Below are 19,901 nucleotides of genomic sequence, written 5' to 3' on the forward strand. Positions count from 1 at the left end.
ATGACAGGCAACGACACCAGGACCGTCCTCGCCGGCCTCGCTCCCGTGGCCGCCCTGGTGGGCTCGATCCTCTCCCTCGTGGTCGGCACTTCCTTCGCCAAGCAGCTGTTCCCGGTGATCGGCGCGGAGGGCACCTCGGCCTACCGCGTCACCCTGGCGGCGGTGCTGCTGCTCGCCGTGTGGCGGCCCTGGCGCCGACCGCTCGGCCGGCGGGATGCCGGTGTGGTGGTTCTCTACGGGCTCGTGCTCGGCGGCATGAACCTGCTGTTCTACCTCTCTCTGCGGACGATCCCGCTGGGGCTCGCCATTGCCATCGAGTTCGTCGGGCCGCTCCTCGTGGCGGTGGCCTCGTCGCGGCGCGCCGTCGATCTCGTCTGGGTGGCGCTTGCCATGCTCGGGCTGTGCCTGCTGCTGCCCCTGGATCGGGCGAGCGCCGGCCTCGATCCCGTCGGCGTCGCCTGCGCCCTGGGCGCGGCCCTGTGCTGGGCGCTCTACATCCTCGTCGGCCAGAGGGCGGGGCACCTGCCCGGCGGGCAGGCGGTGGCCCTCGGCATGAGCGTGGCGACCCTGGTGATCCTGCCCTTCGGCATCGCTCAGGCGGGCGTGGCGCTGCTCTCGCCCTCCCTCATCGTGGCCGGCCTCGCCGTGGCGATCCTGTCGAGCGCGATCCCCTATTCCCTGGAGATGGTGGCCCTGCGGGGACTGCCGCGCCAGACCTTCGGCATCCTGCTGAGCCTCGAGCCGGTCTGCGGCGCGCTCGCCGGCTTCCTGATCCTCGGGGAACGCCTGACCCCCCTGCAGGGCGCCGCCATCGCCTGCATCATGGCGGCCTCGGTGGGCAGCACGGTCGGTGCATATCGGGCGAAGCGAAAGGACCGGGGTCGATCCGGATGAACGAGGAAAATCCAGTTTTTACAGGTTGTTGCAGGCGTTCGTTCTTGCCGTCGATGAGGGGATGAGCCGCTGACTCGGCACGTCCTGCGCTGGCTCCCGGATCGCCTTGCGTTGACGCTCCGGTCGCCCGGGAAGGGTGTCGGCACTGATGGGTCCGGAAAAGCCAAGCCCCTTACCCGGACGGGTGGAGCGCCGGCGGAACCCGATCCGGGGTCCAGCGCGAGACGGCGCGTAGCGTCAAGTCAGCCGAACTGTTCGCGCAGAATCCGCTCGTCGAGGCTGTGGCCGGGATCGTGGAGAAGGGTGAGGTCGGTCTTGAGGTCGAGCCAGGTCTCCACGGTGCAGACCCGGCGGAACTCGGTGTGGTCGGCCACCGCCGCCACCGGGCGATGCGCCGCGTCGAGCACCTCCACCTGGATGCGGGCGTGATCCGGCAGCAGGGCGCCGTGCCAGCGCCGGGGGCGGAAGGCCGAGATCGGGGTCAGCGCCAGGAGCCGCGAGTTCAGGGGCAGAATCGGGCCGCCCACCGAGAGGTTGTAGGCGGTGGAGCCGGCGGGCGTCGCGCAGAGCACGCCGTCGGCGATGAGCTCGGGCAGGCGCACATGCCCGTCCACCGAGATCTTCAGCTTGGCGGTCTGGTGCGTCTGGCGCAGCATGTAGACTTCGTTGATGGCGCGCGCCGTGTGCCGGCGCCCCTCCACGTCCACCGCCTCCATCATCAGCGGGTGGATGGTGCTGCGCTTGGTGCTCTCGAGCCGTTCGAGGAGGTTGTCCTCGCGGTATTCGTTCATCAGGAAGCCGACGGTGCCGCGATTCATGCCGTAGATCGGCGTACCGGCCAGCATGAAGCGGTGGAGCGCCTGAAGCATCAGTCCGTCGCCGCCGAGCGCCACGATCACGTCGGCCTCCTCGGGGGCGACGCTGTCGTAGCGCCGCATCAGCGTGTCCGCCGCGCCGCGCGCATCGGCGGTGGGGCTCGCGATGAAGGCGATCCTCTGGAAGCGCCGCGCCATGGATGATCGTCCGCTCGTGTTGACGCCGGGCTTCGCCGCGCGCCTCATTCCCCTCGGAACAGGCCGCTGACCCGGAGACCCATAGCATGGAGCGTCCGCTTCTCGTCTACACCACCTTTCCCGATGCCGAGACGGCGCTCGCCATCGGCGAGGAACTGGTGCGCGCGCGGCTCGCCGCCTGCGTCAACGTCCTGCCGGGAATGCGGTCGGTCTATGCCTGGAAGGGGGCGGTGGAGCGGGGCGAGGAGGTCGTTGCCATCCTCAAAACGCGGGAGGGGCTCGCCGATTCCCTCGCCGCCGCGCTGAAGCAGCGCCATCCCTACGAGACGCCGCTCATCCTGCATCTGACCACATCCGGGGCCGATGCCGATACCGCCTCGTGGATTCTCGCCGAGACCGGCGGATGAAGCGTGTTCAATCGCCCTCCCGCCGGACCATGTAAACCCCCGCCGCGGCGGGACCTGGCGGGGAGAATCCGTGGGGGAGGGGCCCGGTCGACCGGTCTCGGCTCAGGCGGCCAGACGGTAGGAGGCCTGGGCGTTGTCGTTGATGGCGACGAACATGCCGGCGGAGGTGGTCCCGGTGACCGGCGGGGCCGATTCTGCGCGGTCCGTGAGCAGGGCCAGAGCAGGGCCGACGGCGACGGCGGCGAGACCAAGGATGAACAGAGCGATCATGGAACAAGCCTGTCTTGCACTTGCAATGAAGCCTGTATCGCACTGCACCATGATCTTTGGTATATCACATTCCGTATGACGGCCATGTTTCCGGCGCGGAGCTGCTGGGTCGTCCCGGCGGGCAGGGCGCGCATCGCCGCACACCGCCTTGTCCACCGCCGTGAAAGGGCGCTTCAGCGATGGTTGCCGCCGGACATGCCGGGCATCAGCGGCAGCGTATGGTGACCGTCGCCGAAGATGATGATGGATAGGGTCAGGCCCAGGGCCGCGACATACAGCACCGCGAAGAGATCGCGGTTGGCGCCGGCCGTGGCGAGCACCAGGGCCGCGAACGGAATGCTCTGCAGGGCGAGGATGGCTGCGATGTTCATCTCGGGCACTCCGGCGGTCGCCGAGCAGGGTCGGACATGACGGCGCGTGGCAACACGGGACGGGCGGAGATGGCGCTCCTCGAAGGGGGCGCGATAAAAAGAAGTGGCGTAGGCCCGGCGGTCATCGCGGGCCGGCACGCAGGCGGGGCGGGATGCCGCGTCCGTGGCAGGCGGCCCGCTCCGGGGTCGGTCGCTGAAGGGCCGATTGGCCGGCCCTTCAGCCGAACTGGGCTCGCCCCGCCGGTCGGGCGGGGCGAGCGATTGATCAGGCGTGGGCCAGGGCGCCGGCCGGAGTGACCGAGCCGTTGGCGACGTGGTGGCGCTTGAGCATCGGCCGGAGGACGGCCACGGCCAGGAACGCGGCGAAGAGGTCCATGATCGCCACAGTATACAGCACCGTCGCCCAGGTGCCCGTGGCCTGCATCAGGATGTTGCCGAGCGGGACGAACAGGGCGGCGAAACCCTTGGCGCAGTAGAGCACGCCGTAGATCTTGCCGATGTGCTTGGAGCCGAACGTGTCGGCGGCCGTGGCGCTGAACAGCGAGTAGACCTCGCCCCAGGCCAGGAACACGATGCCGGACAGGATCACGAAGGCCCAGGGGTTCGAGCCGAAGTAACCGAGAGCGACGATGCCGATGCCCTCCATGGTGAAGGCGATGAACATCGTCTTCTCACGCCCGATCCGGTCCGAGATGTAGCCGAAGAGCGGCCGCGAGATGCCGTTCATGATCCGGTCGAGCATCAGCGCGAAGGGCAGGGCCGCCATGGCGAAGAAGTACAGGTTGACCTGGAACTCCTTCACGCCGAGATCCTGCGCAATGACGCCGAGCTGGGCCACGGCCATCAGGCCGCCGGTGACCGTGCAGGTGAACATGAGCAGCATGACGTAGAAGACCGGCGTGCGCAGGGCTTCCCCGAGGGTGTAGTCGCGCCGGCTCTGCAGGACCTTGGTCGAGAAGATGACCTGGTCCTTGGCCGGGGAGCGCAGGCCGATGGCGGCCAGCATGATGACCGCGCCCTGGATCAGGCCGAAGATGAAGAAGGCCTGGGCGTAGCTGCCGTGCGAGATCATGCTGGCGATCGGCAGGATCGTGAGGGCCGAGCCCGCGCCGTAGCCGCCCGCCGTCAGGCCGACCGCGAGGCCGCGCTTGTCCGGGAACCATTTCAGGGCGTTGTTGATGCAGGTGGCATAGACGCAACCCACCCCGATGCCGCCGGCCACGGAGCCGAGATAGAAGCCCGTGAGCGAGGTGGCGTAGGAGTTGATGACCCAGGCGAGGCCGGTCATCAGACCGCCGAACATCACCACCCGGCTCGGGCCGTACTTGTCGATGAAGTAGCCTTCAATCGGGGTCAGCCATGTCTGCACCACGACGAAGATCGTGAAGGCCACCTGGATCGCGGCACGGTCCCAGCCGAAGGTCTTCTGAATTTCCGGGACGAACAGCGTCCAGGCGTACTGGATGTTCGCCGCCGCGACCATACAGGCCACGCCGAGGATGAGTTGGAGCCATCGCTTTGAAGGTTGCACCGTTATGGGTGCGGTCACGGACGTCGCCATGAGCTTTCTCCCTGATCATGGACATGGATACTTGAGGGCTTGGAGATCGAGGCACCCCAGCGGATCGGCTCCCTCGGCCGCGGCAAGTGATCGTCGGGATCAGAAGTCGTCGGCTGGTATTCAGTATTTGGCATATCAGATGTGCTGGCAAGCACCATAATGCATGCATCGACCAGGATTTCTTAGGTTTTCGCGAAATCTTGCCCTATAATGCCCCACGGATGAGCAGGATGTTTCATCCGCCATAGCAGGGAAAAATAATCGGGACGGGGCGGTCCTTGTGGTGACGAGAAAGCGGACCATCGAAGCCATCGCATTCCGAGCTGTTTGGCTGGCACGGGCAGGCTATGATCGGATCCCTCAGAGGGTAGACAATGTCGCGCTGCGTAGACCCGAGTATTCGATCTGCATAAATTATAAAACTAAGAGTTTTTGACATTTACGTCAAAAAAAACAAACACTTGGTATACTTCGTTCCACGCTCCTGCGGTCTTCGGTTCGGTCGACGCTTCATCGTGCTGACACCGGACCGACGCTCGCGTCGCGGGGAGGAGAATCGTGCGTGCTGCGGTCACCCGGAAAAGCGGACGGGAAACGACGGTGCTTGCCGGAAGCCCAGCCTTACCTATGGCCGGGAAGAGGGCGTCTTAAGCTCTCTTCACCGGATAGCTCCGCCCCTTCCACACCGCCGCTCCGGCGCGCTTGGGTCCTAGCAGGACGTTCCACTGGATCGCCAGCGCCACCACCACCCCGAGCGGGTGGAGGAGGATGGTCGAAGCCGGCTCGTGGGCGATGAGGGTGATCGCCGCGCGGGTGGCGAGGGACACGACGAGGGCGGCCAGCGCCACCAGCCCCGCATGGGGTGTCGCAAGGCCGAAGGCGGCCGCGAGGACGAGGACGAGCGGCAGGACATGGCCCGCGAGCAGCAGCAGCGTCCAGACCGGGAGGGCGCGCGGCGTGGCCATGCCCTCATGGGCGTTCTTCGAGAACCCAGCCCAGGATTCGGCGAGGTTGCGGTACATTCGGCAGGTGGCGAGCGCGTGCCCGGCCACGAGGTCTGTGCGATGACCGGCATGGCGCAGGATCCGCGGCAGGAACACGCCGTCGTGCAGCCGCCCGCGGATGGCGCCGTGGCCGCCAGTCCGCGCGTAGACGGAGCGATCGACGAGGACGAGTTGGCCGCAGGCGGCGCCGAGAGCCGGGCGGAGCGAGGCGCGCATCATCGGCACGGGGAGGTAGCCGACGAGGAGGAAGTTGATCATCGGCACGGTGAGCCGTTCGCCGAGGCTGCGCATGATCTGACGCGGCACCGCGCTCACGAGGGCGGCACCCGACGCGCGGGCATGGGCGGCGAGCCCGACCGCGGCACTCGGCGCGAGTGAGACGTCCGCGTCGATGAAGAGGAGGTGCTCGCCCGCCGCCTTGGCGGCGAGGGTGGCGCAGGCGTGGTTCTTCCCTGTCCAGCCCTCGGGCAGGGCGGGAACCGGGACGAGCCGAAGCCGTGGATCGGTCTCCGCCAGGGCACGGACGAGGCCGGCCGTGGCATCGGTGGAATGGTCGTCCCCCACCAGCACCTCCACGGCGGTGCCGGTGCTTGCCAGCGCGGCCCGGACCGTCTCGACGATGGTGCCCTCCTCGTCGCGGGCGGGGATCAGGATCGAGACCAGCCCGTCCTGCGCCGCCTCTGGCTCGGGCGTGCGCAGGGCGATCAGGTTCATGCAGGCCAGGATGGCGGGGAGGAGAGCGAAAGCAAGGGCGACGAGCGCCAGGACGAAGGTCATGGGGCTCTGTCTCCCTCGGAGCGGTGGGCCGGGTCGAAGCGGCGGCCGGTGAGGGCGGAGCGTATCCGGCGCCAGCCGTCATAGATGCCGCCGATGCCCTTGCCGCCGGAGGTCAGAATCGTGAAGCGGTCGGGCTCGCGGGCGACGACGTCGACGGAGAGTCGGTCGAGGGTGGTGGTCAGGTCGGCTTCCATCCGCGCCAGCCGCTCCAGCCGTGGCAGGGCGAGGAGGTCGGTGCCCCGCACCGGTGGGCCGAAGGCGGCGAATGCTTCGGCGCCGCGCTCTTCCCAGAAGGCGTATTCCAGCGCCAGGGGCACGAACAGAGCGTCGGGGGCGAGCTCGGGCAGGCGCGCCACGCCGCCGCGCAGGCCCAGCGGCCGGGTGCGGATGTCGGCGAAACGTCCCTGCGCCGTCACCCAGAGCATCTGCCCCGGAGCCCCGAGGATGGCGCGGGACTGTTTCAGGAACTGCGCCGCGCCGCGGGCCGAATCGAGATCCACCGGAAACGCACCGATGCGGGAGAAGACGGCGTATTTCTCCAGCGCCGCCGCGTCGAACGGGGCATGGCTAGTCCGGTCCGGGAAGAGGCGGCCGGCGAGAAGGATCACCACGGCCGCATCCCACCAGGCGGGGTGGTTCAGATAGACGACGATGGGACCGGCATGGCCGGCGATTCCGGGCACGCCCCAGCGGGCGAGCCGGAGCGCGTTCATGTGGCGGCGCAGGAACCGGCCGAAGTACCAGACCATGAACCGCCAGATCGGTGGCGAATGGTGCGGCGTGGAGGTAGCCGGCGGGCTCACGCGCTCTGCCGCACCTCGCCGCGGGTGTCTCCGCCCTGCGCGTCGGAATCGAGCGCGTCGGCGGCGATCCAGCCCGACATCATCACCATCGGCATACCGGGGCCGGGATGGGCCGCGCCGCCGGCGAGATAGAGGCCGCGCACCTGCCGCGAGCGGTTGCCGGGCTTGAACGCGCCCATGAACTTGCCGTGCGAGGCGAGGCCGTAGATCGCGCCGTTGAGCACCTTGTAGCGCTCATGGATGTCCTGCGGCGTCAGGTGGCGCTCGACGACGATGCGCTCCTCGATGTCGGGCATATGGCCGGTGCGCTTGAGCTTGTCGAGGATCACCTGCCGGTAGGCCGGAAACATCTTCGACCAGTCGTGATGTGGGCGCAGATACGGCGTGTGGACGAGGACGTAGAGGGCCTCGCCGCCCTCCGGTGCCACGCTCGGATCGGTGGAGGAGGGGGCGGCGAGATAGGCAGTCGGGTCCGGGGCCGGCTCGCCTTTGCGGTAGATGTAGTCGAACTCCTCCTCCGGATCGCGGGAGAAGACGAAGTCGTGATGGTTGAGGTGGTCGTAGCGCTTGTTCAGGCCGAGATAGAGCACCACGCCCGAGCAGGCCGGCTCGAAGCTCTTCTTCTCGTAGGCCTTGCCGACGTCGCCGCCGACGAGTTCGCGGTAGGTGCGCACCGAATCCATGTTGGAGATCACCGCATCGAACGGGGTGATGCCGGCGGCGGTCTTCACGCCCTTCACCGTGCCCTTCTCGATGGCGAGACCGGTGACCTCGTCGCCCGGCCGCAGGGTGGCGCCGAGTTCGGAAGCGAGCTTCGTCAGCGCCTCGGCCACCGCGCGGGTGCCGCCCATCGGGTACCAGACGCCTTCCGCCGTCTGCATGTGGGCGATGGCGCAGAGCACGGCCGGCGCGCCGTAGGGGGACGAACCGACATACTGCACGAAGTGGTCGAGCATCTGCGCGAGCCGCGCATCCTTGACCTTCGAGCGGATGGTGCCGGCCACCGACGACCCCATGCGCAGGGAGAGCACGTCGCGCAGGGTGCCGGGGTTCATGTTGGCGCGGATGTTGATCGTGTCGAACAGGTCCTCCACCGGCTTCCAGAAGAAGAACTTGTTCGAGACGTCGTGCAGGTGCTCGGAAATCTCGAGGAATTTCTTGTAGCCCTCGCCGGCCCCGGTATTGGGCGCGAAACGCTCCATGTCGGCGGCCATGGTGGGCACGTCGGCCATCAGGTCGAGATGGGTGTCGTCGTCGAAGAAGCAGCGCCACTGAGGGTCGAGGCGGCGGAGATCGAGATAGTCGTGGATGTTACGGCCGGCCTCCTGGAAGATCCGCTCCAGCACCTTCGGCACGGTGAGGATGGTCGGACCCATGTCGAAGCGGAAGCCGCCCTCGTGGAGCACCGCCGCCTTGCCGCCGAGCCAGTCGTTCTTGTCGTAGAGGGTGACTGTGTGGCCGCGCGCCGCGCTGACGCAGGCCGCCGCGAGGCCGCCCAACCCTGCGCCGACTACGGCGACCGAAGACCCGACCCGCATGTTCATCGTCACTCCCCGGGCCCGGCCGATGCCGCGCCTCTCGGATGAAGCTAGACCGGATCGCCGCGCGGTCAACGCGCTAACCGGTCGCGCCGCCTGACTTCTTCCCTGTTTCGGGGCCGGAAGCCGCGATATGACGGCCGCGTCGGCGACTGATCGGGTCCGCGGCGGACAGTGCAGCCTCACACCACCCGCCGTGCCACCAATCCCACGGCCGCCACCAACCCCAAGGCCGCCACCGTGATCATCACGCCCCAGGCCGGCATGGCCGCGGCCATGCCTTCGCCGAGCGCCGTCTGATAGGCCTCGATCGCCCAGGCGTTGGGGGTGAGCCAGCCAACCTGCTGCAGCCAGGGCGGCATCAGGAAGCGCGGCACCATGCTGCCGCCCACCGCCGAGAGCAGCAGAACGCCGAAGGTGGAGGCGAGATGCGCCTGCTGGCGGGTGTTGGCGGCGGCGCAGGCGGCCAGCGCCAGCCCCGCCGCCATGGCCGAGACCAGGACCGAGGTGACGATCCAGGCCGGCCAGTGCGGGCCGATCTCGACCCCGTAGACGAGGGCGGCGGCGGCGAAGATCAGCCCGGCCTGGACCACGCCCTGTATCACCAGGAACAGGAACTTCCCCACCACCACCACGGCGAGCCCTCCGGGGCCGGCCATGAGCCTGTCGGCGAGGCCCGATTGGCGCTCCTCCACCAGGGACATCGCCCCCTGCATAGCCGCAAACAGCAGGAACACGGCGGTGATGGCACCCGCATAGTAGCTCACCCGCTCGTTGGTGCGGCCCGAGGCGGTGCTCTGGCGCTCCACCAGGGAGGCGAAGGAGAACGGCTCCTTGCGGGCGCGCTGCTCGGCGAAGGCCGAGTTGAGGAAAGCGCGCTCGTCCGGTCCGATCTTGCCCGACCGTTCCACGTCGGCGACGATCCGGGCGAGGACGACGTCGGGCAGGGCCTCGTTGAGGATGCGCTGCAACTGGCCCAGCGCGATCGGCGTGGCCAGGGCCCTGGCGGGGTTCTCAATGAGGACCACGGGCTGGGCGGCCTCCGGCGGGGCTCCGGCCACGGGTGCGTCGAGATCGCCGCGCAGGACCAGGGCGGCATCGACCTCCCCGCGCCGGACCGCGCTCGTCGCCTCGACGAGATCGGTGGCCTTCAGGCGCTCGATGCGCAGGGACGTGTCGGCCTCCAGGGCCGTCATCAGCCGCTCGGTGGTCGCCGTGCGGGCAAGGTCGACGAGACCGAGATGGATGCGGATCCGGTCGCCGATGGCGCCCGAGAAGATCGCCGCGAAGATCATGAAGATCACGGTCGGCAGGACGAAAGCCATGACCAGGGCGGCGCGGTCGCGCCGCAGGCTGATCAGCATCACCCGAAAGGCGGCGGTGATCATGCCTCGTTTCCCGTGCGGCGGAGGGGGATGGGCCGGTTCGGTTCGGCACGGTCCAGGGCCTCGCGATAGACCGCCTCCAGGCCCGGCGCACGGATGCGGATCTCGGCCACCGGAACGCCCTCCGCCCGCAAGGTGCCGAGGAGGGCGGTCCCGTCGAGCCCGGCCCGGTGGCTGGCCCGCCAGGTCAGGCCGGTATCGACGGGAGCGAATCCCGCCCGGCGCAGGGCCGCCTCGGCGGCGGGATCGGCGGGGCTCGCCAGCGCCACCTCGTGCTCGGGCACCTCCGTGCGGATGCGCTCCAGCAGGATTGCGAGGCGGCCCTCATGGACGAGCTGACCGTCCGCCAGGATGGCGACCCGGTCGGCGAGGCGTTCGGCCTCGGCGAAATCGTGGGTGGCGATGAGGATGGCGGCGCCTTGGGCCCGCAGGCGCGCGAGCACCGCATGGATCGCCGCGCGGGCGTGCAGGTCCACCCCCTGGGTCGGCTCGTCGAGGAGGACGAGGCTCGGCCGCGCCATCAGGCTTGCGGCGATGTTGGCCCGGCGCTGGTAGCCGCCGGACAGGTGGCCCACCGGGCGCCGCGCCACTTCTCCGAGATCGGCCAGATCCAGGGCGGACTGGACCGCCGCCTTGCGCTCGCGCCGGGCGATCCCCGAGAGTTGGGCGAAGACCGAGAGGTTTTCGGCCACGGTGAGGCGCGGATATAGGGCGATCTCCTGGGGCACCCAGCCGATGACGCGCCGCGCCTCGCGTTCGCGGAACGGGTCGGCCCCGGCGATCCGCACGGTGCCGCTCCCAGGGGGCAGGCGTCCGGCTACGAGGCGCATGAGCGAGCTCTTGCCGGCGCCGTTGGGGCCGAGCAGGGCCAAGGTCTGGCCCGCCTCGATCCGGCAATCGACGCCGCGCAGGACGAGATGCCCGCGATAGGCGAGGGTGGCGCCCTGGACTACGACCAAGGGCTCCTGTCCCGGATTCATGAGCGGCGGGGTCAGCGGGGTGGCAGGGCGCGGACGAGGCGCACCCGTACCGCCACCCCGGGCTCGCGCAGGGTGAAGCGCGCACGGCTGAAATCCGGCCGGGCACGGCCCATCTCGCCGGAGAAACCATAGGGTTCGAGCGGCAGGCCGAGGCCGGTGCGGTCGAGGCGGCGGTTGCCGTCGAGATCCTGGTAGGCAGCGACCGCATAAGTGCCGGGCTCGATCCCGGCGAGGATCACCCGCCGGCTGCGGCCATCTGCCGGGACGTCCTGCCCGTTGCGGCATTCGGCCTCCGACAGGCCGCCCTGACACAGGGCGACGTAGACCGTGCCGGCGCCGGGCTCGATCCCCTCCACCAGCACCTCCACCGTGGCTGCCCGAGCGCCACCGCAGGACAGGGCGGCGGCGAGGGCCAATGCGAAAACGCCCCTCACGAGGTCTCGCCCGAGGTGGCAAGCGGCGAGGTGGTGGGGATGCCGGCGGCCTCCGCCCCCACGCGCCCGGCGGAGAGCTCCTCAATGAGGAGGCGGGCGGTGATGCGGGCACCCTCGTAGATCACCGGCAGGCCCGAACCCGGATGGGTGCCGCCGCCGACGAGATACAGCCCCGGCCCGAAGCGGTTGTGGGGGCGGAAATACAGCATCTGCATCAGGTCGTGGGCGAGGTTGAAGGTGGCGCCCTCGTGCACGAAGAAATCGTCCCGCCATTGCGATGGGTCGACGATGCGCTCGTAGCGGATGCGCTCCTCGATGTCGGTCAGGCCCAGCAGCTTCAGCCGGTCGAGGACGAGGCGGCGGTAGCTTTGGCGGGTGGCGGGCCAGTCGATCCCCGCCTTCAGGTTCGGCACCGGAACGAGGACGTAGAGGCTGGTATGGCCCGCCGGCGCCATGCCGCCGTCGGTGTAGCCCGCGTGCTGGACGTAGAGCGAGGGCTGCATCGGCAGGGTACCCTCGGTGATCTCGCGGATGTTGCGGGCGTACTCCTCCGACAGGAAGATGGTGTGGTGGCCGAGCCCCGCCGGGACTTTCCCCTCGATCCCGAGATACATCATGAAGGTCGAGCAGGAGAGGCGGGCCTTGTCGATCTTGGCGTCGCGCCAGCGCGGGCGGTGCGTCTGAGGCACCAGATCCTTGATCACCTTGGCGAAATCGCCGTTGATGACCACGGCGTCGGCCTTCAGCGTCTCGGCTCCGCACACCACGCCGATCGCTTTCTTGCCCTCGAAGAGCACCCTGTCCACCGACGTGCCGAGGCGGATGTCCACGCCCATGCGGCGGGCGAGGCCCGCCATCGCCTCCGACACCGCGCCGCAGCCTCCGACCGGATGGTAGACCCCGTGCTCGTATTCGAGGAACGACAGGATCGTGAACAGGCTCGGGCAGCGGAACGGCGACATGCCGAGGTACTTGGTCTGGAACGCGAAGGCGAGACGGACCCGCGGGTCCTTGAAGTAGCGCTGCAGGTCCTTGTCGACGCTGCGGCCGGGATGAAGGTGGGGCAGGGCGGCGATCATGGCCGGGGAGGCCATGCTGCGCAGGGTGTGGAAAGCCTGTTCCAGCACCGGCTTGAAGAACTTCAGCTTCACCCGGTTGTCGGCAAAGAATTTCCGGACGTTCCTGGCGTCGTCCGGGGCGATGCGGGCGACCTCGGCCTCCAGCCGCTCCATGTCGTTGGTGGCACGGATCTCGCCGCCCGCCTCGAAGACGAGGTGATATTGCGGATCGAGCCGTTCGAGCTTGACGTGATCCTCGAGCCGCTCGCCGCAGGTCTCGAAGATGTCCGCGAGAATCTGTGGATAGAGGAAGAAGGTCGGGCCGATGTCGAACCGGTAGCCGCCGGGGGCCTCCACGGTCTTCGTTCGGCCTCCCACGGCCGGGTCCTTCTCGACCAGGGTGACGTGAACGCCGGCGCGGGCGAGAAGGAGCGCCGTCGCCAATCCCCCCGGACCGGCGCCGACGACGATGACGCGGCGTCCTGAAAGGGTCCGCAGGCCATCCCGTGACTGAAGCAACGCGATCAACTCCCTGGTCGACGACCTCCGATGGGAAACCTCCCATGCGCAGGCGTATCGGCATCCGTGCCAAGCTCAAAGCCCGGAGTCGGGGATGCCACCCGTACCGGTCTAGCTTGCCGCCTAATCTCGACCGGCGGCAGGGGCGGGACAATTGCCACGGATTGTCGCGTGCTCGCAGGACGGATGCCGCATGGCCAGGTGATGGAGCGCCACCGCCCCGGCGGTGGCCACGTTCAGGGAATCGAAGTCGGGGGCCATGGGGATCCGCACGGTGCGGGTCCGCGCCATCAGACCGTGCGACAGGCCCGGCCCCTCGGTGCCGAGGAGCAGGAGCGTGCGTGGCAGCGGCGGCAGCTCGGCGAGCACGTCGTCTCCCCGCGGGCTCAGGGCGAGGGGAACGAGGGCGTTGGCTTGCGCGAAGTCCAGCATGGCCTCCGCGTCGAGGCGGGCGAAGGGCACGATCAGCGCCGCGCCGGCCGAGACCCTGATGGCCTTGCGGTAGAGCGGGTCGCAGGTGGCGGGGTCGAGGAGAACCCCGTCGGCCCCGAAGGCCGCGGCGTTGCGGAACAGGCCGCCCACATTGTCGTGGTTGGTCAGCCCGACGAGCCCCACCACGAGGGCGGGGGCCGGAGGCGGGGGAAGGGCGAGGGGAGCCTCCGCTCCGCGCAGCCCCACCGCCATCACGCCCCGGTGGATCGGGAAGCCGGCGATGGCGCTCATCACCGCCTTCGAGGCCGTATAGACCGGCACTGAACCGGGCAGGGCGGTGAGCACATCGGAGAGGGGGGCCACCCGCTCATGGCTCAGCAGCAGCGACTCGGGCGCGAACAGCGCGTCCCCCGAGAGCAGCACCCGCAGGGTTACGTCTCCCTCGACGATGAACCGGCCCTCGCGCCCAACGAGGTCGCGCTCGCGCATGGCGGCATAGGCGACGATGCGCGGATCGGCGGGGTCGTCGATGGGGATGGGTGTCACCGGTGGCCGCATCCTGTGCCCTGGCGGATGATGCGCATGGCCCGAGAGCCCCCTCTCCTTGCATGCGGGGAGAGGGGGAATGCGCGCTACGCGTTCGCGGGACGTCCGCCCATGCGGATGGCGAGCGGGTCCGCCTCCTCCCGGGTGGGCACTTTCACCAGGGCTTCACCGTCGAGCACGACCTCTCCGGCGACGGAGCAGGTGCATTTGAGCCGGGCGCGGCGGCGCTCGGGGACGAGTTCGGCCACTTCGACGGTGACCTGAACCGTATCGCCGATGCGGACCGGCGCACGAAAGTTCAGGGTCTGGCTGATATAGATGGCGCCGGGGCCGGGCAGGCGGGTGCCGAGCACCGCCGAGATCAGGCCGGCGGTGTAGAGGCCGTGGGCGATACGGGTGCCGAAGGGCGTGCGCGCCGCGAAATGCTCGGAGAGGTGGATCGGGTTGCGGTCGCCGGTGATCTCGGCGAAGCCCACTACGTCGGAGGAGGAGATCTCCTTGTTCAAGGTCTCGGACAACCCGACCTCGAGATCCTCGAAATACAGGACGCGTAGTTCTGGCATCATCGGTCGGTCTCCCCCGTCTCACGTCGATGTCGCGGGCATGATCCCGCGTCTGACGTGTCGCGTCGCACAAGCGCTTCGGCAAATCCAGCGCGAGAACGATGAAAATCTCGCCTCGACAGCCGCCTCACCGCCGGTCCAAGAGGCGCAACATTGCGAAAAGCCCGTTCTTGAGAGCCGATGACCGACGCTCCCTCGCCCGCCCCCGTGGTCCCGCCGTCCCTGCGCTCGGTCGTCCTGCGCGTGGCGGGGCTGAACCTGGCCTATTTCGGCGTCGAGATCGCGGTGGCCCTGGCGATCGGCTCCCTCGCCCTCATCGCCGACAGCCTGGATTTCCTGGAGGACGCCGCCCTCAACCTGCTGATTTTCGCCGGGATCGGCTGGAGCCTGCGCAACCGCGCCCGCCTCGGCATGGCCCTGGCCGGTATCCTGCTGCTACCGGCCCTCGCCACCGCCTACGCCGCCTGGCAAAAGGTGGCGGACATGGCGCCTCCCGCGCCCCTGCCGCTGACGCTCGCGGGCCTCGGGGCGCTCGCCGTGAACCTCACCTGCGCCGTGATGCTGGCCCGCCACCGGGACGGAGGAGGAAGCCTGACGCGGGCGGCCTATCTCTCCGCCCGTAACGACGCCTATGCCAATCTCGCCATCATCGGTGCCGGCCTCGTCACGGCGCTGACGCTCTCGCCCTGGCCCGATCTCGTGGTGGCGGCCGGCATCGCTATGCTCAACGCCGATTCGGCGATGGACATCCTCAAGGCCGCCCGCGCCGAGTGGCGCGCGGCCCATCCGACGGCCTGAGAGGTCTCGCTTGCGCCTGTTCCCGATCTCCGACCTGCATCTCGAACGCCGCCGTCCGGAAACGATTGCGCGGCCGGACGAACCGTTCGACGTCCTGATCTGCCCGGGCGACCTCTACGAGGGGCGACCGGAGGCCGGCCTCGCGGCGCTCCGCCAGATCGCACAGGGACGGCCCATCGTGCTCGTGCCGGGCAACCACGAGCATTATGCGCCGACCGGCGATTCGCGCACCGCGCCCCAGCTCATCGCCGCCCTGGAGGCCGAGGTGGCGCGGATCAACGGTGCAGGGGAGGGTGGTCCGGTCCACCTCCTCAACCACGGGGCATGCGTCGTCCTCGACGGAGTGCGCTTCGTCGGCACCACCCTGTGGAGCGACTGGGCTCTCGCCGGGCGCTGGCTTGACGAGACCGTGCCCGACCGCCCGGCCGATCCCATCGCCTACGCCGCCGCGCGGATGACCGACCCGGTGACGGGCTCGCGCGAGTTCCGCGGCTCGATCCGCAAGGGGGATGGCAGCGTCTGGTCGCCGGCCGACGCCATGGCGGCGCATCTGGCGCAGAAGGCCGAACTCACCGCCGCCCTCGCCGCGCCGCATACCGGCCCCACCGTGGTCGTGACTCACCATCCGGCGAGCCCGCTCGCGGCCGATGCGTTCCGGACCATCCCCGGCGTGCCCTGGTGGGTGCCGGCCTTCTATGCCACCACCGCCCTCGACGACCTGCCGGAGGCAAGCCGCCCGGACCTCTGGGTCTCCGGCCATTTCCACGCCGGCCACGATCTCCGCATCGGCCGCACGCGCTGGATCGCCAACCCGGTGGAGGGGGGGACGTATTCGGCCGAGCGGTTCGTGGCGGTGGGGTGAGGGGCGAGCGCGGCAGGCCTCGGCTCTCAGATCATCTCCAAAAGAGCGCGTCCCGCGAAACCTCCTCCCTCCGCCCTACGTAGAAGTGGGGAGGGCGCCGCCACGCGCCCGGATCGGAGCCGTCCATGAACACCTTCATCGCCGTCGTGCTCGTCTGCGCCAACGCGATTCCGATCGAATCCTGCTCCGACGACAGGGCGAGCGAGGTGCGAAAGGTCCGTGTCTCGAACGAACTCGGCTGCACCAACGGCTGGCAGGAGATCATCTCCCGCACCGACATCGGCGAGGAGATCGGCAAGACCGCCTACCTCAAGACCGAGTGCCGGCGGGTGAAGGAGCCGCAGTGAGCCTCTGTCTCTGACAAAACTCCTGCTGCGCCATCGTGCTCCGAGCGAGAAACGACCATGAGCGGGAGTTCTGCGAGGCACTCCTATCTGTCGTATTTGATGTAGGCGAAGCGCGCGTCGGTGGGTGTGCCTTCGAGGCCTTGCCCTTCGGTGCCCGGCTGCCAGCCCACAACCTCCTCGATCTTCTTCGCCAGGGCGAAGTCCTTGTCGGTGATGCCCTTGGCGGCATGGTTCATCAGCCGCACCTCGACCCAGGCATAGGAGGCAGTGAGGTCCGGGTGGTGCCAGGCGGCCTCCGCGAGGTGGCCCACCGTGTTGATGACCATGAGCGTGCTCTTCCAGCCCGCCGTCTTGTAGGTCCGCCGGATCCAGCCGTCCTCGTAGGTCCAGGCCGGCAATTCGGCGGCCAGGCGCTCCGAGATGGTGGCGTCGTCGATGACGTCTTCGCGCGATCCGGCCATAGCTGCACGTCCTTTGATGATCGTGGTGGTGGTCGAGGGATTCTGCGACGCGCCGCGTGTCCGGGCAAGACCGGCGGCAACGATCGCCGGGTCCGCGAATGCCGCGGTCGCCTGCGACGTGGTGGCCCTGCCCCCAACGACGGCTGATCGGATCTGTGGACGCCGGGGGGGCGAGACCCTATTAAGAAAGAATAATAGTTCGTCGGTCCCGACTGCCGGGACCGGATGCGGGCCGGTTCCAGGGAGACGACGTTCATGCTGTCACGGCGCGGAGTGCTCGCGACGGCTGCGCTGTGGCCCCTGGCCGGGTCGGTGACGGCAGCGGCCGCCGGTCCCGCAATCCGTATCGGAAGCCTGCCCTTCGGCACCGTGGCCTGGGAGGCGGCGGTGATCAAGGCGCGCGGGCTCGATGCCGCCAACGGCTTCACCCTCGACGTGGTCAAGCTCGCCGGTAACGATGCCGCCCGCATCGCCTTCCTCGGCGGACAGGTCGACACCATCGTCGGCGACCTGCTCTGGGCCGGGCGCCTCGGCAACGAGGGCAGGGCGATGCGCTTCATCCCCTACTCCACCACCGAGGGCTCGCTGATGGTGCCGGCGGGCAGCGCCATCGCCGGCCTCAAGGATCTCGTCGGCAAGCGGCTTGGTGTGGCGGGCGGACCGCTGGACAAGAACTGGCTCCTGCTCAAGGCCCAGGCCAAAGACGCCGCCGGCATCGATCTTGAATCGCAGGCGCAGGTCGCCTACGGCGCGCCGCCGCTCCTGGCGCTCAAGCTCGAACAGGGCGAGCTCGACGCGGCCTTGCTCTACTGGACCTATTGCGCCCGCCTCGAGCCGAAGGGCTTCACCCGCCTCATCGGGTCGGACGACATCATGCGCGCGTTCGGCGCCACCGGCTCTATCGCCCTCATCGGCTACCTGTTCGAGGGCGCCACCGTGTCGGACAAGGCAGAGGCCATCGCCGGCTTCGCCCGCGCCTCCCGTACCGCCAAGGAGATGCTGGCCAACGATCCCACCACCTGGGACGTGGTGCGGCCGCTGATGTCGGCCGAGGACGAGCCGACCTTCGAGGCCCTGAAGCGCGATTTCCTCGCGGGCATCCCGCGCCGGCCGCTTGCCACCGAGCGCACCGACGGCGAACGCCTGTTCGGCGTGCTGGCCAAGCTCGGCGGCGAGCGGCTGGTGGGGGCGGGCAAGACCCTGCCTGCCGGCCTGTATTTCGACGGGGCCGGAAACGGTTGATCCGCGTCACGCCCTCCCCCGCGGTGCGCTGAATCGTGGCCCGGACCGGCGCGAACGCCATGGGAGTGGCAACTCGACTCGTCTCCGTGCTGGTGCTGCTGGCGGCATGGCAGGCGGCGGCGACGCTGGCGGAATCGCGGCTCCTGCCCGCGCCCCTCGCCATCCTCGATTTCATCGGGAAGGAATCCGCCACCGGCGACCTATGGAGCAACGTCGGCATCACCCTGACACGGGTGGGCGTGTCGTTCTTCTTTGCCATGGGGCTCGGGGTGCTGCTCGGCATCGCGCTTGGCCGCTGGAAGGCGCTCAACCTCGTTCTCGACACGCCGCTCCTCATCCTCCTCAATACGCCCGCCCTGGTGATCACGGTGCTGGCCTACATCTGGGTCGGCCTCAATGAGGGCGCGGCGGTGCTGGCAGTGGTGCTCAACAAGTTGCCCAACGTGGCGGTGATCGTGCGCGAGGGCGCGCGCGGCCTCGATCCGGGGCTGGAGGAGATGGCGCGGAGCTACCGTTTCGACCGCCGCACCTGGATCGCCCACGTCCTGGTGCCCCAGCTCCAGCCCTTCGTAGTGGCCGCCGCCCGCTCCGGCCTGTCCCTCGCCTGGAAGATCGTGCTGGTGATCGAGCTGCTCGGGCGTCCGAACGGGGTGGGCTTCGCCATCAACTTCTACTTTGTCCAGAGCCTGAACGTGGCGGCCATCATCGGCTATAGCGTCGTCTTCATGAGTGTGATGATCGCCATCGATATCCTCATCCTCCAGCGCCTCGAGGCCCATGTCCGACGCTGGCGCTGAGAGGGCGGACGCGCTCTCCGTCTCCATCCGCAGCAAGGTCTATGGAGCCGGCGGGCCGGAGCCGGTGGAGGCGGTGCGCGATCTCTCCTTCGTCATTCGCCGGTCGGAGATCGCCTGCCTCATCGGCCCCTCGGGCGCCGGCAAGACCACGACCCTGCGCATCCTGCTCGGGCTCGACGACGCTTATGACGGCGCGGTGACCCCGGACCCGCGCGAGGCCGGCATCGCCATGGTCTTCCAGGAGCCGCGCCTCCTCCCCTGGCGCAGCGTCGAACAGAATGTCCGCCTCGGCCTGCCCCGTTCCGAGCGGGCACGCGATCTCGACGCCTTGTTCGAGTCCCTCGGGCTGACGCCCTGGCGTGGCCGCTATCCGGGGAAGCTTTCCCTCGGAATGGCACGCCGTGTCGCGCTCGCCCGTGCCCTGGCCCTCCGTCCCCGCATCCTGGTGCTCGACGAACCCTTCGTGTCCCTGGACGACCGAGCCGCGGCGTCCCTGCGCGAGATCGTGGTGGCGACCGTCGCGCGTGAAGGAATGAGCGTGCTCATGGTCACGCATAACGTGGCCGAGGCCATCGAGATTGCGGACCGGCTCCTCCTCGTCTCGGCGCGCCCGGCGAGCCTGCTCGCCGCCGTCGCCCTCGACCGGCCCAGAAGCGAACGCGATCGGGCTTGGGCGGAGGCGATGCGGGAAGATCTCGCGAATCGCTTTCCGGGCGTCATCGCCGCCTGAACGCTCTTTCCCGATCATGGGAGAGCGGCACGATATCGCCGACGCGACATTATGCACATGTGCTCAACGCCTAAGGCCCTCCTCAGTAGCCGCTACGCAGTCATGCGGC

General features: G+C 69.0%; 22 protein-coding genes. 8 read left to right on the top strand and 14 right to left on the bottom strand.

The annotated features are described in order from the left end of the window. On the top strand, nt 1-894 hold the full coding sequence (locus K368_RS0117835) for a DMT family transporter (protein WP_027173502.1): 894 nt from the start codon (nt 1-3) through the stop codon (nt 892-894). 242 nt (nt 895-1,136) lie between these two features. Here K368_RS0117835 and K368_RS0117840 read toward each other — a convergent pair whose 3' ends face one another. After that, nucleotides 1,137-1,907, bottom strand: coding sequence for an NAD kinase (locus K368_RS0117840; protein WP_027173503.1), 771 nt, complete (start codon nt 1,905-1,907; stop codon nt 1,137-1,139). A gap of 86 nt (nt 1,908-1,993) precedes the next feature. On the opposite strand from K368_RS0117840, the gene cutA reads away from it, so the two are divergent. Then, nucleotides 1,994-2,314, top strand: coding sequence for a divalent-cation tolerance protein CutA (cutA, locus tag K368_RS0117845; protein ID WP_027173504.1), 321 nt, complete (start codon nt 1,994-1,996; stop codon nt 2,312-2,314). 102 nt (nt 2,315-2,416) lie between these two features. On the opposite strand, the gene K368_RS26855 is transcribed toward cutA, so the two are convergent. The 12 genes from K368_RS26855 to croR all read right to left on the bottom strand — a co-directional run bounded on the left by K368_RS26855 (nt 2,417) and on the right by croR (nt 14,558). Beyond that, nucleotides 2,417-2,584: a hypothetical protein gene (locus K368_RS26855; RefSeq protein ID WP_155935236.1), complete on the bottom strand. Its 168-nt coding sequence runs from the start codon at nt 2,582-2,584 to the stop codon at nt 2,417-2,419. A 173-nt stretch (nt 2,585-2,757) separates the two neighbouring features. Next, on the bottom strand, nt 2,758-2,955 hold the full coding sequence (locus K368_RS0117855; RefSeq protein WP_027173505.1) for a hypothetical protein: 198 nt from the start codon (nt 2,953-2,955) through the stop codon (nt 2,758-2,760). 265 nt (nt 2,956-3,220) lie between these two features. Continuing rightward, complete coding sequence (oxlT, locus tag K368_RS0117860) at nt 3,221-4,516, bottom strand: oxalate/formate MFS antiporter (protein ID WP_051439921.1); 1,296 nt, start codon at nt 4,514-4,516, stop codon at nt 3,221-3,223. A 647-nt stretch (nt 4,517-5,163) separates the two neighbouring features. Next, entirely contained in the window at nt 5,164-6,297 is a 1,134-nt protein-coding gene (locus K368_RS0117865) for a glycosyltransferase family 2 protein (protein WP_027173507.1), read from the bottom strand. Further along, the gene (locus K368_RS0117870; protein ID WP_027173508.1) at nt 6,294-7,046 is read right to left on the bottom strand and encodes a lysophospholipid acyltransferase family protein; all 753 of its coding nucleotides are present in this window, start codon (nt 7,044-7,046) and stop codon (nt 6,294-6,296) included. Before K368_RS0117870 ends, K368_RS0117865 begins: the two co-directional genes overlap by 4 nt. A 50-nt stretch (nt 7,047-7,096) precedes the next feature. Further along, a complete protein-coding gene (gene crtI, locus K368_RS0117875; protein ID WP_027173509.1) occupies nt 7,097-8,638 on the bottom strand; it encodes a phytoene desaturase family protein in 1,542 nt (513 codons plus the stop codon). Between the two features lie 182 nt (nt 8,639-8,820). Next, a complete protein-coding gene (locus K368_RS0117880; RefSeq protein ID WP_027173510.1) occupies nt 8,821-10,026 on the bottom strand; it encodes an ABC transporter permease in 1,206 nt (401 codons plus the stop codon). Then, a complete protein-coding gene (locus tag K368_RS0117885) occupies nt 10,023-11,003 on the bottom strand; it encodes an ABC transporter ATP-binding protein (RefSeq protein ID WP_027173511.1) in 981 nt (326 codons plus the stop codon). The genes K368_RS0117880 and K368_RS0117885 overlap by 4 nt, the downstream gene beginning before the upstream one ends. Nucleotides 11,004-11,014: 11 nt before the next feature. Further along, complete coding sequence (locus K368_RS0117890) at nt 11,015-11,437, bottom strand: DUF2141 domain-containing protein (RefSeq protein WP_036266478.1); 423 nt, start codon at nt 11,435-11,437, stop codon at nt 11,015-11,017. Further along, the gene (gene crtI / locus K368_RS0117895; RefSeq protein ID WP_027173513.1) at nt 11,434-13,014 is read right to left on the bottom strand and encodes a phytoene desaturase family protein; all 1,581 of its coding nucleotides are present in this window, start codon (nt 13,012-13,014) and stop codon (nt 11,434-11,436) included. Before crtI (K368_RS0117895) ends, K368_RS0117890 begins: the two co-directional genes overlap by 4 nt. A gap of 123 nt (nt 13,015-13,137) precedes the next feature. Further along, nucleotides 13,138-13,935, bottom strand: coding sequence for an RNA methyltransferase (locus K368_RS0117900; protein ID WP_245259697.1), 798 nt, complete (start codon nt 13,933-13,935; stop codon nt 13,138-13,140). A 143-nt stretch (nt 13,936-14,078) separates the two neighbouring features. Next, nucleotides 14,079-14,558 (bottom strand): 3-hydroxybutyryl-CoA dehydratase, encoded by a 480-nt coding sequence (gene croR, locus K368_RS0117905; protein WP_027173515.1) that lies wholly within the window; start codon nt 14,556-14,558, stop codon nt 14,079-14,081. A 177-nt stretch (nt 14,559-14,735) separates the two neighbouring features. Here croR and K368_RS0117910 point away from each other — a divergent pair, with 177 nt between their 5' ends. From K368_RS0117910 to K368_RS0117920, 3 genes are all read left to right on the top strand, one after another. After that, nucleotides 14,736-15,353, top strand: a complete 618-nt coding sequence (locus K368_RS0117910) for a cation transporter (RefSeq protein WP_027173516.1) — start codon at nt 14,736-14,738, stop codon at nt 15,351-15,353. A 10-nt stretch (nt 15,354-15,363) separates the two neighbouring features. Beyond that, entirely contained in the window at nt 15,364-16,215 is an 852-nt protein-coding gene (locus K368_RS0117915) for a metallophosphoesterase (protein ID WP_027173517.1), read from the top strand. 125 nt (nt 16,216-16,340) lie between these two features. After that, the gene (locus K368_RS0117920; protein ID WP_027173518.1) at nt 16,341-16,562 is read left to right on the top strand and encodes a hypothetical protein; all 222 of its coding nucleotides are present in this window, start codon (nt 16,341-16,343) and stop codon (nt 16,560-16,562) included. A gap of 83 nt (nt 16,563-16,645) precedes the next feature. Here K368_RS0117920 and K368_RS0117925 read toward each other — a convergent pair whose 3' ends face one another. Next, a complete protein-coding gene (locus K368_RS0117925; protein ID WP_027173519.1) occupies nt 16,646-17,023 on the bottom strand; it encodes a 4a-hydroxytetrahydrobiopterin dehydratase in 378 nt (125 codons plus the stop codon). A 255-nt stretch (nt 17,024-17,278) separates the two neighbouring features. Between K368_RS0117925 and K368_RS0117930 the strand changes: the two genes are divergently transcribed. From K368_RS0117930 to K368_RS0117940, 3 genes are read left to right on the top strand one after another with little or no spacing between them, the layout of a single operon-like run. Next, the gene (locus tag K368_RS0117930; protein ID WP_027173520.1) at nt 17,279-18,265 is read left to right on the top strand and encodes an ABC transporter substrate-binding protein; all 987 of its coding nucleotides are present in this window, start codon (nt 17,279-17,281) and stop codon (nt 18,263-18,265) included. 59 nt (nt 18,266-18,324) lie between these two features. Beyond that, nucleotides 18,325-19,062, top strand: coding sequence for an ABC transporter permease subunit (locus K368_RS0117935; RefSeq protein WP_027173521.1), 738 nt, complete (start codon nt 18,325-18,327; stop codon nt 19,060-19,062). Next, nucleotides 19,043-19,792, top strand: coding sequence for an ATP-binding cassette domain-containing protein (locus K368_RS0117940; RefSeq protein ID WP_027173522.1), 750 nt, complete (start codon nt 19,043-19,045; stop codon nt 19,790-19,792). Before K368_RS0117935 ends, K368_RS0117940 begins: the two co-directional genes overlap by 20 nt. The last annotated feature ends 109 nt before the right edge of the window (nt 19,793-19,901 follow it).

Origin of the sequence: Methylobacterium sp. 10 (assembly GCF_000519085.1) — a bacterium.
Taxonomy (GTDB): Bacteria; Pseudomonadota; Alphaproteobacteria; order Rhizobiales; family Beijerinckiaceae; genus Methylobacterium.

Excerpts from the sequence above, each read along its gene's own strand:
- K368_RS0117835 (WP_027173502.1), top strand. The coding sequence starts at position 1 with ATGACAGGCAACGACACCAGGACCGTCCTCGCCGGCCTCGCTCCCGTG.
- K368_RS0117840 (WP_027173503.1), bottom strand. The coding sequence starts at position 1,907 with ATGGCGCGGCGCTTCCAGAGGATCGCCTTCATCGCGAGCCCCACCGCC.
- cutA (WP_027173504.1), top strand. The coding sequence starts at position 1,994 with ATGGAGCGTCCGCTTCTCGTCTACACCACCTTTCCCGATGCCGAGACG.
- K368_RS26855 (WP_155935236.1), bottom strand. The coding sequence starts at position 2,584 with ATGATCGCTCTGTTCATCCTTGGTCTCGCCGCCGTCGCCGTCGGCCCT.
- K368_RS0117855 (WP_027173505.1), bottom strand. The coding sequence starts at position 2,955 with ATGAACATCGCAGCCATCCTCGCCCTGCAGAGCATTCCGTTCGCGGCC.
- oxlT (WP_051439921.1), bottom strand. The coding sequence starts at position 4,516 with ATGGCGACGTCCGTGACCGCACCCATAACGGTGCAACCTTCAAAGCGA.
- K368_RS0117865 (WP_027173507.1), bottom strand. The coding sequence starts at position 6,297 with ATGACCTTCGTCCTGGCGCTCGTCGCCCTTGCTTTCGCTCTCCTCCCC.
- K368_RS0117870 (WP_027173508.1), bottom strand. The coding sequence starts at position 7,046 with ATGGTCTGGTACTTCGGCCGGTTCCTGCGCCGCCACATGAACGCGCTC.
- crtI (WP_027173509.1), bottom strand. The coding sequence starts at position 8,638 with ATGCGGGTCGGGTCTTCGGTCGCCGTAGTCGGCGCAGGGTTGGGCGGC.
- K368_RS0117880 (WP_027173510.1), bottom strand. The coding sequence starts at position 10,026 with ATGATCACCGCCGCCTTTCGGGTGATGCTGATCAGCCTGCGGCGCGAC.
- K368_RS0117885 (WP_027173511.1), bottom strand. The coding sequence starts at position 11,003 with ATGAATCCGGGACAGGAGCCCTTGGTCGTAGTCCAGGGCGCCACCCTC.
- K368_RS0117900 (WP_245259697.1), bottom strand. The coding sequence starts at position 13,935 with ATGCGCGAGCGCGACCTCGTTGGGCGCGAGGGCCGGTTCATCGTCGAG.
- croR (WP_027173515.1), bottom strand. The coding sequence starts at position 14,558 with ATGATGCCAGAACTACGCGTCCTGTATTTCGAGGATCTCGAGGTCGGG.
- K368_RS0117910 (WP_027173516.1), top strand. The coding sequence starts at position 14,736 with ATGACCGACGCTCCCTCGCCCGCCCCCGTGGTCCCGCCGTCCCTGCGC.
- K368_RS0117920 (WP_027173518.1), top strand. The coding sequence starts at position 16,341 with ATGAACACCTTCATCGCCGTCGTGCTCGTCTGCGCCAACGCGATTCCG.
- K368_RS0117925 (WP_027173519.1), bottom strand. The coding sequence starts at position 17,023 with ATGGCCGGATCGCGCGAAGACGTCATCGACGACGCCACCATCTCGGAG.
- K368_RS0117930 (WP_027173520.1), top strand. The coding sequence starts at position 17,279 with ATGCTGTCACGGCGCGGAGTGCTCGCGACGGCTGCGCTGTGGCCCCTG.
- K368_RS0117935 (WP_027173521.1), top strand. The coding sequence starts at position 18,325 with ATGGGAGTGGCAACTCGACTCGTCTCCGTGCTGGTGCTGCTGGCGGCA.
- K368_RS0117940 (WP_027173522.1), top strand. The coding sequence starts at position 19,043 with ATGTCCGACGCTGGCGCTGAGAGGGCGGACGCGCTCTCCGTCTCCATC.